Raw genomic sequence first — 13,941 nt, forward strand, 5'->3', positions numbered from 1 at the left:
AGCAACGGGTACGCCGGGGAGGACACCATGAGCACGCGTTTTTCGACCACGATCCGGTTCGCACTTCTGGCCAGCTCGGCGCTGTTGCTGCCGCAGGCGGCGTTCGCGCAGGACGCGGCCGACGGCGGCGCTCCGGCGCAGGACAAGGCGGCGGCCGATCCGGCGACGGGCACCTCGGCGGCGAGCGAGATCGTGGTTTCGGGTTTCCGCGCCTCGCTCAACAAGGCGCTCGACATCAAGCGCAATTCGGTCAGCTCGGTCGACGCGATCGTGGCGGAGGACATCGCCAAGTTCCCCGACCAGAACCTCGCCGAATCGCTCCAGCGCATCCCCGGCATCTCGATCCAGCGCGACGCCGGCGAAGGCCGCGCGATCACCGTCCGCGGCCTCGGCGCGCAATTCACCCGGGTGCGGGTCAACGGGCTCGAGACGGTGGCGACCTCGAGCGACGGCGCGAGCTCAAACCGCGACCGCGCCTTCGACTTCAACGTCTTCGCGTCCGAGCTGTTCAGCAGCCTGGTGGTCCACAAGACCGCCGAAGCCTCGCTCGACGAAGGCTCGCTGGGCGCGGTGGTGGACCTCAACACCGGCAATCCGCTCGCCGGCGAAGCGGGCCTGCACGGCGTCGCCTCTGTGGTCGGATCGTACAACGACTTGTCCAAGGACCTCGGGCCGCGCCTTGCCGGCCTGGTCAGCTGGCGCAACGACGCCGGCACATTCGGCGCGTCGTTCTCGGCCGCCTATTCGAACACCGACACCTTCGAGCTCGGCAACAACACGGTGCGCTGGGCGCAGGCCAAGTTCCGCAAAGTCGACGGCGTCTCGTGCGCGACCAGCAACGCCACTTGCGACCCCGTGTCGCTGGCCTTCCACCCGCGCATCCCGCGCTACGGCCTGGTCGAGCACCGGCGCGACCGCCTCGGGCTCACCGGCTCGCTGCAATTCTCGCCCACCGATGCGACCAGGATCTCGATCGACGGCCTTTATTCGAAGTTCAAGGAGGACCGCGAGGAGCGCTGGGGCGAAGTCCTGCTGCGCTCGAACGAGAAGAACATCGACGTCGTCGATCCGGTCATCGACAGCGACAACAACCTGATCTCGGCGACGCTCAACAACGCCTACGTCCGCACCGAGCACTACCTGCGCAAGAGTTCGACCGAGTTCTACCAGCTCGGCGGCACGTGGGACCAGGACCTGACCGACACCCTGCGCTTCACCGCCGTGGGCGGGTTCTCCAAGTCGAACGCGGACATTCCGGTCGAAACGACGATGGTTTTCGACGACAGGGACGCGAACGGCTACCACTACGACTACAGCGACATGAAGAGCCCGCTGCTGACTTTCGGCACCAGCGTTACCGATCCCTCGGTGTTCCAGCTCGCCGAAATCCGCGACCGGCCGTCGAACGTCACCAATCGCTTCAAGACCGGGCAATTGCGCGCCGAATGGGATGCGACCGACCATATCACCCTGAAGGCGGGCGGCGTGTGGCGCCGCTTCAACTTCGACGCGGTCGGCTTCACGCGCGACACGGCGGTGTGCGGCTCGAGCGGGCCGGACAAGGTGCTCGGCACGCTGACCTGCTCGTCGACCGTCTACGGCTTCCCGGTGACGAGCGAGTTCAGCCAGCTGTTCACGCTCGGCAAGGCGGGCCAGCCGTCCGGCAACACCAACCAGTGGCTGATACCGAACCTGGCCACCACCACCGAGTACACCGGGCTCTACAGCCGCACTCCGGCGGTGGACGCGGGCAACACACGCTCGGTCCAGGAAACCACGTCGGGCGGGTACTTCCAGGCCGACGTGAAGGGCCACATCGGGCGCATGGACTTCGCTGCCAACGCGGGCGTCCGCTACGCCCACACCGACCAGAGCTCGACCGGCATCCTGTCGGGCACCGAGGTGACGGTCACGCGCAGCTATGACGACTGGCTGCCGTCGGCCAACCTGGCGCTCTATCCCAGACACGACATCATCGTTCGCGCGGCGGCCGCCAAGGTTATCACCCGTCCGACGCTCGGCAACCTGACCCCCGGCGGCTCGGTCGACGGCTTCAATTACAAGATCAGCTACGGCAACCCGTTCCTCGATCCCTACCGCGCGACCAATTACGACCTCGGCGTCGAATGGTACTTCATGCCGGAAGCGGTCCTTTCGGTGGCGGCGTTCCTCAAGGACGTGAAGAGCTTCCCGATCTCCGACACCTACAGCGCGCCGTTCTCCTCGACCGGCCTGACCAGGGACGCGCTGCCCCCGAGCTCGCCGGCCTACATCAACTTCGATCCCAACCAGGTCTACACAATCTCGGCCAACGTGAACGGCAAGGGCGCGACGCTGAAGGGAGTCGAGCTGGCGCTGCAGCTGCCGTTCAAGTTCCTCGACAGCCCGATCCTGAGCAACTTCGGGGTGCTGGCGAACGCGACCTTCATCTCGTCCGACGCCGATTACAGCGTCAGCGGTCCGGCCGTTACTCCCGGCGGCCCACTGGTCAAGAGCGACCGCAACGCCACCCTGTTCGGGGTTTCGAAGCAGGCATACAACGCCACGCTGTTCTACGACGACGGCAAGTTCAGCGCCCGCGCGATGGTCAGCTACCGCAGCCGCTACATCGACTCCAACAGCGGCACCGGCAACGTGTTCGAAGGTTACGGCGCGACCACCAACCTCGATGCCTCGGTGCGCTACAAGATCACCGACTCGCTCGAGGTATCGGTGGAAGGCAACAACCTGCTCGACACCTACCGCTATCGTTACACCGACTTCGACGCGAACCGGAACTATGAGAACAACCACTTCGGCCGCACGATCCTGTTCGGTGCCCGCCTCAAGGTCTGATCGCGCGCCGGGGCCTTGCGCCCCGGCCGCCTTGCGGAGCAGACCGGCCGAATGAAGACCGATCGCCGATCGCTGATCGCCGCGGGCCTCGCTCTCGGAGCCGCCGCGAGAGCGGGCGCGCAGACGCCGCCGCCGGCTGCCGCGAAGGCGCCGCCGCCGGGATTGCCGCAGCCGGTCGAGACCATCGACCTGTGGCCCGCCGGCGCGCCGGGGCTTCCCAAGGCGCCGCTCACCGAGACGGTCGAAGAACGCTCCACCGATGCGCTGGTCACCGATCGCGCGGTGCTCGGCATCGCGCGCCCGCGCATGGCGGTGTTTCGCCCCGACCGGCCCAACGGCGCCGCGCTGCTGCTCGCGCCCGGCGGCGGCTACCACCATGTCGTGGTCGACAAGGAAGGCTACGAGATGGCGCGCTGGCTGACCGCCCGCGGGTTCACCGCCTTCGTGCTGTTCTACCGGCTGCCGGGCGAGGGCTGGGCGGCCGGTCCCGACGTGGCCCTGGCCGATGCCCAGCGTTCGATCCGGCTGATCCGCCAGCGGGCGAGGGACTTCGCGCTCGACCCGGAGCGGGTCGGGGCGATGGGTTTTTCCGCCGGCGGTCACGTTTGCGCCGACCTCGCCGCGCGCTTCGCCGCGAAGACCTACACGCCGGTCGACGCCGCCGACCGCCTCTCGGCCAGGCCGTTCTGCGCGGCGCCGATCTATCCGGTCGTCTCGATGGACCCGCGCTACGCCCATCCCGGCTCGCGCGACCTGCTGCTCGGCCCCCATCCCTCGGGCGCTCTCGAGGCGGCGCACTCGCCCGACCGCAACGTGCCGGACGATGCCCCGCCGCACTTCCTGCTCCACGCCGAGGACGACGACGTCGTGCCGGTGGAGAACACCCTGCTGCTGCGCGCGGCGCTCAAGGCGAAGAAGATTCCCGTCGAAACCCACTTGTTCCAGAACGGCGGCCACGGCTTCGGGCTGCGCAAGGCGATCGGCAAGCCGCTCGCGGCCTGGCCCGAGCTGTGGCGGGCGTGGGCGCAGACGGCCGGCTTTCTCTGATGCCGGCCGACCGGCGCGATCTCCTCAAAGGTGCGGGACTCCTGGCGGCATCGGGCCTGGTCGGCGGCGCCGCTGCGGCGGCTGAACCGCTGGCTGACGCGCGGCCACCGGTCCGCTGGCGGCGCGGCTTCGACAATCAGCGGATCGCCGACCTCGGCGACGGGCGCTTCCTCAACCCGATCCTCGCCGGCGACCGCCCCGACCCGGCGGTGCTGCGCGACGGCGACGACTACTACGCTACCTTCTCGTCTTTCGACGCCTATCCCGGCCTGCTCATCTGGCATTCGCGCGACCTGGTGAACTGGCGCCCGCTCAAGCCGGCGCTCCAGCGCAACATCGGTTCGGTATGGGCGCCGGGCCTGCACAAGGACCGCGGCCGTTACCTGCTGTATATTCCGGTCAAGGCGCAGCCGAACGACATCTTCGTCAGCCACGCCGAGCACATCGAGGGGCCGTGGAGCGATCCGGTCCCGCTCGGCCTGCCCGACCATATCGACCCGTGCTTCGCGGTCGGCGAGGACGGCTCGCGCTGGCTGTTTCTCTCCGGCGGCGACCGCGTGCGGCTGGCGGACGACGGACTCTCGCTCGCGGGCGGGGTCGAGCACGTCTACGACCCGTGGCACTATCCGTCGGACTGGGTGGTCGAGGGCTTCTCGCCGGAAGGACCGAAGCTCCACCGGATCGGCGGCTGGTTCTACATGCTCACTGCCGTCGGCGGCACCGCCGGTCCGCCGACCGGGCACATGGTCATCGCCGCGCGCTCGCACTCGATCCACGGGCCGTGGGAGCAGCATCCGGGCAATCCGCTGGTCCGCACCACGAGCGAGACCGAAGCCTGGTGGTCGCGCGGCCACGCCTCGCTCGTCGAGGGCCCCGACGGCAGCTGGTGGTCGTTCTATCACGGCTACGAGAACGGCTTCTGGACGCTCGGCCGGCAGACACTTCTCGATCCCGTCGAGTTCACCCCCGACGGCTGGTTCCGGATGACCGGCGGCGATCTCTCGCAGCCGCTGGCCAAGCCTGGCGGGGGTACCGCCTTGCCCCCGGGGATGGCTTTGTCCGACACCTTTGCCGGCCCGCTGGCGCTGGGCGGCAAGTGGGCATTCTTCCGCCCGGCGCCCGACGAGGGTTCGCGCGTGCGGGTGAGCGGCGGCGCGCTGCACCTCGCGGGGAAGGGCGACGCCCCGTCGAGCGGCTCGCCGCTGCTGATTACCGCCGGCGACACCAGCTACCGGTTCGAATGCGATGTCGAAGCGGCTCCCGGCGGCCGCGCAGGCCTGGTCCTGTTTTACGACGACAGGCTCTATTGCGGGCTCGGCTTCGACCGCGAGCGCTTCGTCACCCACCAGTACGGTCTCGAGCGCGGCCGCCCGGCCAACCCGCACGGGAGCCGGATGCGCATCCGGGTGACCAACCGCCGCCATATCGTCACCTACGACACCAGCGGCGACGGCGGGCGCAGCTGGCGGCGCTTCGATCGCGGGATGGAGGTTTCAGGCTACCACCACAACGTCCGCGGCGGCTTCCTGATGCTGCGCCCGGGACTCTACGCTGCCGGTCCCGGCGAGGCGGTGTTTCGCGACTTTCGTTTCACCGCGCTTTGAGCGCGTCGAGAGCGGGCCGCCAGATCGTTGATCTAATGGTGGGCGCGGCAGGGATTGAACCTGCGACCCCACCCGTGTGAAGGGTGTGCTCTACCACTGAGCTACGCGCCCGTCCGGCCCGCGGACAGGGGCGCGCCTTTGCCATGGCGCGTGCGCGATGACAAGCGGTCAGTCCAGCAGGCGCGCGAGCATCGCGACGAGGCTGAAACTCGTGCCCGGCGGTTTGCCGGTCGGCCGCTCGGGCGCGGTCGAAGCCTCGCATTCGAGGCACAGGGCTTCCATCCCGCGGACGCCCGTCAGCCTGTCGAGGTCGGCCAGCAGCCGGTTGCCCAGCGCCGCCTGGCGCCCGGCGAAGTAGCCGATCATGTCGCGCGCCGCGGGGGCGGTATTCTCGTCGTCGCCGAGCAGCGTCGCGAGAGTCGAATCCCACGTGCTCGGCTTGTCGGCGAGGTACTTCGGATACCACCGGCCCTTCTTGAGATTGGCTTGCGCGGCCGCGTAGTCGAGCGCGTCCTGCAAGTCGCCGAATTGGTCGACGAGCCCTATCTGGCGCGCGCTGCCGCCGTCCCACACCCGGCCCTGGCCGATCGAGTCGACCCGCTCCACCGGCATCTTCCGCGCCCTGGAAACGAGGCCGAGGAACCGCTGGTAGCCGAAATCGACCGAGCTTTGCAGGAGCGTTTCGGTTTCGGGCGTAAGCCCGCCGAGAAGGTCGGGCTGGCCGGAGAGCGGGGTGGTGCGAACCCCGTCGCTGGTCACGCCGTATTGCGCCAGCGCGTCCTCGAACGTCGGGATCACGCCGAAGATGCCGATCGAGCCGGTGATCGTCTCGGGCTCGGCGAAGATCCGGTCGCCGGCGGTGGAAACCCAGTAGCCGCCGCTCGCCGCGACGTTGCCCATCGACACCACGATCGGGATGCCGCGCGATTTCTGCCGCAGGATCGCCCGGCGGATCGCTTCCGAGCCGGTGACGGTGCCGCCCGGCGAATCGACCCGCACGACCAGCGCGGCGAGGTCGTCGTCGAGCGCGTCGTCGAGCAGCTTGGAGATCCGTTCGGCGCCGGCCTCGCCGGGCCCCGCGTTGCCGTCGCTGATCTCGCCGGCGATGGTGATCACGCCGATCGGCTTGCCCTTGCCCGAGAGCGAGCGCGTGCCGTCGTCGGGCGAAATGGCGGCGAGCCAGGTTTCGTAATCGGTCGAGGCGAAGGCGCCCGGGGTGTCATCCCATTTGTCCTTGCCGGCGATCTCGGCGACGTGCTTGCCCCAGGCGACCTTGTCGCCGATCGTGTCGGCGAGGCCGGCCTGCAGCGAAGCCTTGGCCAGGTCGCCCTGGCTGCCGGCGATCCACTCGCCGATCTGCTGGGTCGCCAGCGCGATGTTCGCCTTTGGGCGCGCCTGCTTCACGTTGGCCTGCCATTCCTGCCACAGCGAGCCGTAAAGCGCCTCGGCGTTCTCCCGCGCCGCGGGCGACATCCCGCTCAGCATGTAGGGCTCGACCGCGCTCTTGTAGGTGCCGACGCGGAACACGTGCGCCTTGACCTTCAGCTTGTCGAACAGGCCGGCGTAATAGAGGTTGCTCCCGCCCGGGCCGCTCAAGGCCGCGCCGCCCATCGGGTCGACCCACACCTCGCTCGAATGCGCGGCCAGCAGCATCGAATCGTCGGTGTAGGCGACGGCGTAGGTGAGCACCGGCTTGCCGGTGCGGCGGAAGCGGTCGAGCGCGGCGCCGATCTCTTCCATCTGCACGAAGCCGCCACCGAGGAAGGTGGAAAGGTCGAGCGCGATCGCCTTGATCCGATCGTCCCTGGCGGCCTCGTCGATCGAATGGATGAGGTCGCGCGCGGCGAACTGGTGGGTCGGCGCGGCGCTGCTGAGCACCGCGTCGAGCGGATGGATGCGCGAGGGTTCCTCGACCACTTGCCCGTCGAGCTCGAGCAGCAACGCCCCCGAGCGCACCGCCGCCGGATTGGGGCGAGCGCTCAGCACCATGTATACCGCCCAGAAGAACAGCAGCAGGAAGACGAGCGAGAGCCCGTCCTTGATGCCGACCAGCAGCCGCCAGACTTTGCCTGCGAAACTCATGCGCCCGTTCCTGCTCGCCATTCAAACCCCCGCCACGTTCTTAGGGCCCCCGGCAGTTGGGTTCCACCGGAAAGCGCTTGAGCGGCCCACGCGAGTCGACTAAGGGCTTTGCGTCCCGAAGTTGTATGGACTACAACAATCTCCATGGAGCCGCACAACAAACTGGCCGCGTGGCTGCAGGCCGAGAACATCTCGCAGGCGGAAATGGCCCGCCGGTGCGAATACGACCGTTCCAACTTTCACCGCCTGCTCTCGGGCAAGCTGTCGCCCTCGCTGGTCCTGGCGGCGCGCATCGAGCGGGAAACCAGGGGCGCCATTCCCGCGGTCGCCTGGGCCGAGGAAGCGTCGTCCGGCGACACCTCCCACGCGGGCCGCTATCCGGCCGGCGGGCGGGCCTTCCCGCACCGCCACTTGCTCTCGATCGGCCAGCTCGAGACTCACGAGATCCTCTACCTTCTCGACGAGGCCGAGCAGTGGGTCGCGCTCAACCGCCAGCCGCAGAAGCATTCGGACCGGCTTGCCGGCCTGACGATCATCAACGCCTTCTTCGAGAACTCGACGCGAACGCTGCTGAGCTTCGAGATCGCCGGCAAGCGGCTCGGCGCCGACGTCGTCAACATGCACGCCGCGCAATCGAGCGTGAAGAAGGGAGAGACGCTGATCGACACCGCGGTGACGCTCAATTCGATGCGCGCCGACGCGATCGTCATCCGCCATCAATCGAGCGGTGCGGTGGCGCTGATCGCCGACAAGGTCGATTGCCCGGTGCTCAACGCCGGCGACGGCCAGCACGAGCACCCCACGCAGGCGCTGCTCGACGCGCTGGCGCTGCGCCACAAGCTGCGCGAGCGCGGTGAGGAGAGCTTCAACGGCCTGGTGGTGACGATCTGCGGCGACGTGCTGCACAGCCGCGTCGCGCGTTCGAACATCCTCTGCCTGCAGGCGCTCGGCGCCAGGGTGCGCGTCTGCGCGCCGCCGGCGCTGATGCCCACCGGCGTCGAGGCGATGGGCGCCGAGCCTTTTGCCTCCTTCGAGGCGGCGCTCAGCGGAGCCGACGTGGTGATGATGCTGCGGTTGCAGAACGAGCGGATGGAGGGCCAGTTCATTCCCAGTCCGCGCGAGTACCGCCACCTTTACGGCCTGACCCTCGAGCGGCTCAGGCGCTGCGCGCCCGAGGCGATCGTCATGCATCCGGGCCCGATGAACCGCGGGGTCGAGATCGACAGCAACGTCGCCGAGCTCGCCGGACAGTCGATCATCACCGACCAGGTCGAGATGGGCGTCGCCATCCGCATGGCCTGCCTCGACGTGCTCACCCGTCGCGAGCGCGGCGTGGAGGGCTGGGCATGAAGGCGCAGCGGCCTCTGACCATCACCGGCGGGCGACTAGTCCTGCCCGGCGGCGTCCGCCCCGGCGCGATCCGCTGCGTCGACGGACGCATCGCGGCAGTCGGCGAGGTAAATCCTGCCGAGGGCGACGAGGTGATCGACGCCGCGGGCGCGCTGGTGACGCCGGGGCTGGTGGATTTCGGTGTCTTCGCGATCGACAAGCCGGCGTTCCACTTCGGCGGCATCACCCGCGCCGCGCTGATGCCCGACCGCTCGCCACCGCTCGACACGCCTTCGTCGGTTCGCTTCGCCGCCCAGAGCGGCAAGCCCGACTTGTGGGTCCACCCGCTCGCCGCCGCCACGGTCGGGCTCGAGGGCGGGCAGCTCGCCGAGCTCGCCCTGATGCGCGAGGCCGGGGCAAGGGCAATCGCCACCGGGCGGAAATGGATCGCCGACAGCGGCACGATGCTGCGGCTGCTGCAATACGCGGCGATGCTCGACCTGGTGGTGGTCAGCCACGCCGAGGACGGCGGGCTCGCCGGCAGCGCCGCCGCCACCGCCGGCGAGATGGCCACCCGTCTCGGCTTGCCGAGCGCGCCGGCGGAGGCCGAGGCCCTGGCGGTGGCGCGCGACCTCGCGCTCGCCGAAATGGCCGGTACCCGGCTGCACTTGCGCCATGTGACCACCCGCGCGGCGCTCGACCTCGTGCGCGCGGCGAAAGCGCGCGGGGTGCGGGTAACCGCAGGGGTTAGTCCGGCCCATTTCATGCTCTCGGATCTCGCGTTGCAGGATTTCCGCACTTTCGCCCGCCTCTCGCCGCCGCTGCGCAGCGAGTCCGACCGCCAGGCGGTCGTCGCGGGACTGGCGGACGGGACAATCGACGTCGTCGGCAGCGGGCACGACCCGCGCGGCCCCGAGGACAAGCGCTTGCCGTTCGCCGACGCGGCCCCGGGAATGGCCGGCGCCGAGACGCTGCTGGCGCTTACGCTGACGCTGGCGCGTGACGGCGTGATTCCGGTCGAGCGGGTGTTCGACTTGCTGGCTCGCAGTCCAGCAAGGCTCCTCGGTGTCGAGGCCGGCGAGTTGCGCGAAGGCGCCGAAGCCGATCTCGCGCTGGTCGATCCCGACAAGCCCTGGGTGGTCGATTCCGCGCGGATGGCGGCGAGCGCCGGCAACACGCCGTTCGACAAGCAGCCGGTCGAGGGCAGGGTCACCGCCTTGTGGAAGGGCGGGGTTCGGATCGACGGCTAGCTTCGGACACGATTCGTCGCGTTAAACCAATATGGCACGGCCAGCGCGACGCCGCGGCGAACCTTCTTGCGTGGCTCATGACGAAAAACCCCTCCCGGTCAGGGGAGGGGTCCTTCGGGGGTACCGTAAGAATGCCGAATGATCAGCGCAGCGCGAGGCGGGTTCCGCTGTCGATCGCGCCCGGGAGTGGACGGCCCTCGGCGTAGGCAAAGCAGCCCTGGCCAGAGCTCTTCACGCGGCCGCACATGGCCTGGCTGCTGGCGACGCCGAAGCCCGCGGCGGAGACGCGCCAGTAGTGCTTGCCGCCCACGATCGCCTCGCTGATCACCATCTGGTGGTTCGAAAGCTCGGGATAGCGCTTGGCGTAGATGCCCCAGGCGCGGTGCGCGCCCTGTTCGCTGGCGAAGCTGCCGAGCTGGACGAGGTGAGTGCCGCTCGATGGCTTGGCGGCAACCGCCCGGGCAGCGCGCGGGGCGACGCTCTGGCGCGCGGCGGCCGTCTGTACGACCGGGTGCGAAACGAAGCGGCGCGTGTCCGGGATCACCTGCGCGGCCGGGCCGCGGGCGGGTACGATCGTGGCGAAGGCAGCCTGGAAATTGTCGGGCTCGACGGTCTTCGGCGCCGGATTGTCGGCGACCGCGACTTGCGGAGCGGCCTGCTCGAGCGCTGCCAGTTCGTGGCTCTTGACCGGCTGCGGCGCGACCGCGGGCGCGTCGTTGGCGGCGAGCTCGGCCTTGGGAGCGGCATTCGCGGCCGCCTCGCTGGCGAGTTGCTCGACGCTCGGGTTGTTGCCCAGGGCCAGCTGGGCCGGCTGCCCGCCGTCGGCAATCCCGGCGGGGGCGCCGATCAGCGCGGCGACGCGGGTCTGCCACGCTTGCGGCGTGGCCATCTGCGCCCATTCTTCCATCCGGCTGCCGACGAGGTTGGCGGGCACGTCCTGCGCCGCCATCAGCCGCGCTTCTTTCCAGCGCCCGGCGAGCGCGTAGCTGTACGCGAGGTTCTGGCGCACCTTGGCGGTGTTCTCGCCGCCGCGGATGGCGTTCGAAAGCACCTGGATGCCGCGGCCGGGCTCGCCCGACAGCGCATAGGCGAGGCCGAGGTCTGCGGGCGCGATCTGGCCTTCCCAGTCGCCCAGCAGCGCCGAGGCTTCCTGGTACTTGCCCTGACCATCGAGCGCGAGCGCGAGGCTGAGCGCGGTGCGGGCCGAATTGTCGCCGAGCTTCATCGCGTCGTCGAAGGTCGCCGCGGCCGAAGCGAAGCGGCCGGCATCGAGGTAGGCCGTGCCGAGCATCGCCCGGTACGCCGGGTTGTGCGGTTCGGCGAGGACGGCGGCTTCGGCGTGCTCGACCGCGTTCTGCGCCTTGCCCTTGGCCAGCGCCGCCTCGGCGCGGCTCGCCGACAACTCGGCGCGCGGGGCGGCGTTGGTGGCGCAGCCGGAGAGCAGGCCCGCGGCTATCGCGGTGGAGACGGCGAGACCCATCATCCGTTTGCTGTTGGCGGTGCGATTCATCACGTGAGACCCCCTTGGTCGAATTTTCAGTCGCGCTTGACCTGTGCGGCCAGCGCCTCGATTTCCGGAATGTCGCTCAGGAAGCGATCGAGCGCTTCGGTGACCAGTTGCTGCGCGCTGCGGTTGCGCACGGTGCTGGCGAGCCGAAGCTTGAGATGCCGCTTGGCGTCGAGCCGCAGCGTGAAGGCCGCGCGGCGGTTGAACGACGAGGAGCGCTCGACTGGCGGCGTTGCCGAGCGAACGGGAGCTTTCGCCACCGCGACCGGCCGCGTTACCTCCGGAGCGAGCGCCTCGCGCTTGCGCATCGGAATCGCCGGCGCGGCATCCTGGCCGGATTCGGCGAGGCGTGCCTCGAGCTCCTCGTGCATCGTGCGCACTTTCGGCTTCGGCGAGCCTTTGTCGGTCTTGGCTTCGGCCGCGGGATTGTGCGGCGCGGGGGTCAGCTGGAGGACCTCGGCGGAGTGATCCGCCGCGGCATCGTCTTCGCCCATGTCGTTCCAGCCGAGGTCTTCGAGGCTTTGCGCGGCGGTCTTGGCAGTGGTGGCCGTGAAACCGGGCGCTTGCGGGCGCATGGCCGGCTTGGCCGTGCCCTTGCGCGCGAGGAGCGAGGGTCCGAGCGAGGCGAGAGGCTTGGGGTCATTCATGGCGACCTACCCCCCGCCGCTTACTGTGCGATCCGGCGGCCGAAGCCGCCTTGCGGACGATTGGCACCCTGTATCTGGGTGACACCGGTGCCCGGCGCGGCAAACACGGTGCGGCGGAAGTTCCGCTCGAGCCGATCGGCCATGTAGTGCCACAGCGCGGCGACTTCCTGCGCGCTGCGTCCTTCGGGATCGACTTCCATCACGGTGCGCCCGTCGATCATCGAGGCGGCGAAATCGGTGCGGTGATGGAGCGTGATCGGAGCGACGGTGCCGTGCTGCGACAGCGCGACGGCGGCCTCCGAGGTAATCTTGGCTTTCGGCGTGGCGCCGTTGACGACGAAGATCAAGGGCTTGCCGGCGCGCTCGCACAAGTCGACCGTGGCGCCCACGGCGCGCAAGTCGTGCGGGCTCGGGCGGGTCGGCACGACGATCAGCTCGGCGACGCTGATGACCGACTGGATGGCCATGGTGATGGCCGGCGGAGTATCGACCACCGCCAGCTTGAAACCCTGTTGGCGGAGCGTTGCGAGGTCGCCGGCGAGGCGGGCCACGGTGGTATGGGCGAAAGCGGGATATTCCGCCTCGCGCTCGTTCCACCAGTCGGCGAGCGAGCCTTGCGGATCGATGTCGATGAGCACCACGGGTCCGGCGCCGGCGCGCTGCGCCTGCACCGCCAGGTGCCCGGAGAGCGTCGTCTTGCCCGAACCGCCCTTCTGCGAAGCCAATGCCAAAACGCGCAAGGCGAATCCCCCAAAGTTGCCGCCGGCGGGAAAACTCCGGCCCTTCAATCAGCGGGATCGCAGAACACCCCTAAATTTGGGTTAACGGGATGGCAGGTTTGCGGCCGGCCGCCGGCCGCGTCGCGGCGATCCCCGCATCGCTCGCGCCAATCTATCTTCGCGACATAAATCCTTTGCTAACAATGGGTTTACTATGGCACGCTGCGAAAGGTCGCAGGGGCGCAACGATGAAACATTGGGGGACGGGGGCCATCCTGGGCGCGACTGCGTTGGCGGCGCTCGCCAGCGGCGGAGCCGCGCGGGCCGACGTGAAGGCGGGCGTCGATGCCTGGGCGCGAGGCGATTACGCCGCGGCGGTCCACGAATGGGAAGGCCCGGCCTCGGTCGGCGATGCGGACGCCATGTTCAACCTCGCGCAGGCCTATCGCCTCGGCCGCGGTGTGCCGCAGGACCCGACCAGGGCCGAAGCGCTCTACGCCCAGGCCGCCGCCAAGGGCCATCTCCAGGCGGCCGACACCTACGGCCTGATGCTGTTCCAGGACGGCCGACGCGAAGCCGCGCTGCCCTATATCGAAGATGCCGCGCGGCGCGGGGATCCGCGCTCCGAATACCTTCTCGGCATCGCCAGGTTCAACGGCGACATCGTGTCGAAGGACTGGGTCGAGGCCTATGCGCTGGTGTCGATGGCCAACGCCCAGAGCCTGCCGCAGGCCGCCGCGGCGCTGGCGCAGATGGATCAGCACATCCCCCTCGCGCAGCGCCAGCAGGCGGCCGGGCTCGCGCTCGAGCTGCAGAAGCAGGCCGATGCGGCGCGCGGGCGCGAGCTTGCCGCCGCCGATCTTGGCGGCGGGGTTTCGGCCGGCTCGCGCGGCCCGGCTCCCGCCGCGCCCTTGCCCGCGT

General features: G+C 69.4%; 10 protein-coding genes and 1 tRNA gene. 6 read left to right on the forward strand and 5 right to left on the reverse strand.

Annotated elements, in window-relative coordinates; translation table 11 throughout:
• Positions 1-27: 27 nt before the first annotated feature.
• The 3 genes from G7B69_RS12805 to G7B69_RS12815 are packed head-to-tail and all read left to right on the forward strand — an operon-like array spanning position 28 to position 5,486.
• Positions 28-2,835 carry a TonB-dependent receptor gene (locus G7B69_RS12805; RefSeq protein WP_166179885.1) on the forward strand — a complete coding sequence of 936 codons (2,808 nt, stop codon included), beginning with the start codon at positions 28-30 and terminating at the stop codon, positions 2,833-2,835.
• 51 nt (positions 2,836-2,886) lie between these two features.
• A complete protein-coding gene (locus G7B69_RS12810; RefSeq protein ID WP_166179887.1) occupies positions 2,887-3,882 on the forward strand; it encodes an alpha/beta hydrolase in 996 nt (331 codons plus the stop codon).
• On the forward strand, positions 3,882-5,486 hold the full coding sequence (locus tag G7B69_RS12815) for a family 43 glycosylhydrolase (protein WP_166179889.1): 1,605 nt from the start codon (positions 3,882-3,884) through the stop codon (positions 5,484-5,486). Before G7B69_RS12810 ends, G7B69_RS12815 begins: the two co-directional genes overlap by 1 nt.
• 36 nt (positions 5,487-5,522) lie before the next feature.
• Here G7B69_RS12815 and G7B69_RS12820 read toward each other — a convergent pair.
• Both G7B69_RS12820 and sppA read right to left on the reverse strand, forming a co-directional pair.
• Positions 5,523-5,597, reverse strand: a tRNA-Val gene (locus G7B69_RS12820).
• Positions 5,598-5,654: 57 nt separating this feature from the next.
• Positions 5,655-7,568, reverse strand: a complete 1,914-nt coding sequence (gene sppA / locus G7B69_RS12825; RefSeq protein ID WP_166179891.1) for a signal peptide peptidase SppA — start codon at positions 7,566-7,568, stop codon at positions 5,655-5,657.
• 144 nt (positions 7,569-7,712) lie between these two features.
• Between sppA and G7B69_RS12830 the strand changes: the two genes are divergently transcribed.
• The gene (locus G7B69_RS12830) at positions 7,713-8,918 is read left to right on the forward strand and encodes an aspartate carbamoyltransferase catalytic subunit (RefSeq protein ID WP_341479190.1); all 1,206 of its coding nucleotides are present in this window, start codon (positions 7,713-7,715) and stop codon (positions 8,916-8,918) included.
• Positions 8,915-10,147, forward strand: coding sequence for a dihydroorotase (locus G7B69_RS12835; RefSeq protein ID WP_166179893.1), 1,233 nt, complete (start codon positions 8,915-8,917; stop codon positions 10,145-10,147). Before G7B69_RS12830 ends, G7B69_RS12835 begins: the two co-directional genes overlap by 4 nt.
• A gap of 142 nt (positions 10,148-10,289) precedes the next feature.
• On the opposite strand, the gene G7B69_RS12840 is transcribed toward G7B69_RS12835, so the two are convergent.
• From G7B69_RS12840 to G7B69_RS12850, 3 genes are read right to left on the reverse strand one after another with little or no spacing between them, the layout of a single operon-like run.
• Entirely contained in the window at positions 10,290-11,657 is a 1,368-nt protein-coding gene (locus tag G7B69_RS12840; RefSeq protein WP_166179896.1) for an SPOR domain-containing protein, read from the reverse strand.
• A gap of 26 nt (positions 11,658-11,683) precedes the next feature.
• Positions 11,684-12,301: a hypothetical protein gene (locus G7B69_RS12845; RefSeq protein ID WP_166179898.1), complete on the reverse strand. Its 618-nt coding sequence runs from the start codon at positions 12,299-12,301 to the stop codon at positions 11,684-11,686.
• Positions 12,302-12,321: 20 nt separating this feature from the next.
• Positions 12,322-13,041, reverse strand: coding sequence for a ParA family protein (locus tag G7B69_RS12850; protein WP_166179900.1), 720 nt, complete (start codon positions 13,039-13,041; stop codon positions 12,322-12,324).
• A gap of 227 nt (positions 13,042-13,268) precedes the next feature.
• Here G7B69_RS12850 and G7B69_RS12855 point away from each other — a divergent pair.
• Positions 13,269-13,941 (forward strand): SEL1-like repeat protein (locus G7B69_RS12855; protein WP_166179902.1); only part of this gene is annotated, 673 nt, incomplete at its 3' end.

The sequence above is a fragment of the Croceibacterium segetis genome (genome assembly GCF_011320115.1).
GTDB lineage: Bacteria > Pseudomonadota > Alphaproteobacteria > Sphingomonadales > Sphingomonadaceae > Croceibacterium_B > Croceibacterium_B segetis.

Coding starts and splice junctions, on each gene's coding strand:
- G7B69_RS12830 (WP_341479190.1), top strand. CDS start 7,713: ATGGAGCCGCACAACAAACTGGCCGCGTGGCTGCAGGCCGAGAACATC.
- G7B69_RS12840 (WP_166179896.1), bottom strand. CDS start 11,657: ATGAATCGCACCGCCAACAGCAAACGGATGATGGGTCTCGCCGTCTCC.
- G7B69_RS12835 (WP_166179893.1), top strand. CDS start 8,915: ATGAAGGCGCAGCGGCCTCTGACCATCACCGGCGGGCGACTAGTCCTG.
- G7B69_RS12805 (WP_166179885.1), top strand. CDS start 28: ATGAGCACGCGTTTTTCGACCACGATCCGGTTCGCACTTCTGGCCAGC.
- G7B69_RS12810 (WP_166179887.1), top strand. CDS start 2,887: ATGAAGACCGATCGCCGATCGCTGATCGCCGCGGGCCTCGCTCTCGGA.
- G7B69_RS12815 (WP_166179889.1), top strand. CDS start 3,882: ATGCCGGCCGACCGGCGCGATCTCCTCAAAGGTGCGGGACTCCTGGCG.
- G7B69_RS12845 (WP_166179898.1), bottom strand. CDS start 12,301: ATGAATGACCCCAAGCCTCTCGCCTCGCTCGGACCCTCGCTCCTCGCG.
- sppA (WP_166179891.1), bottom strand. CDS start 7,568: ATGAGTTTCGCAGGCAAAGTCTGGCGGCTGCTGGTCGGCATCAAGGAC.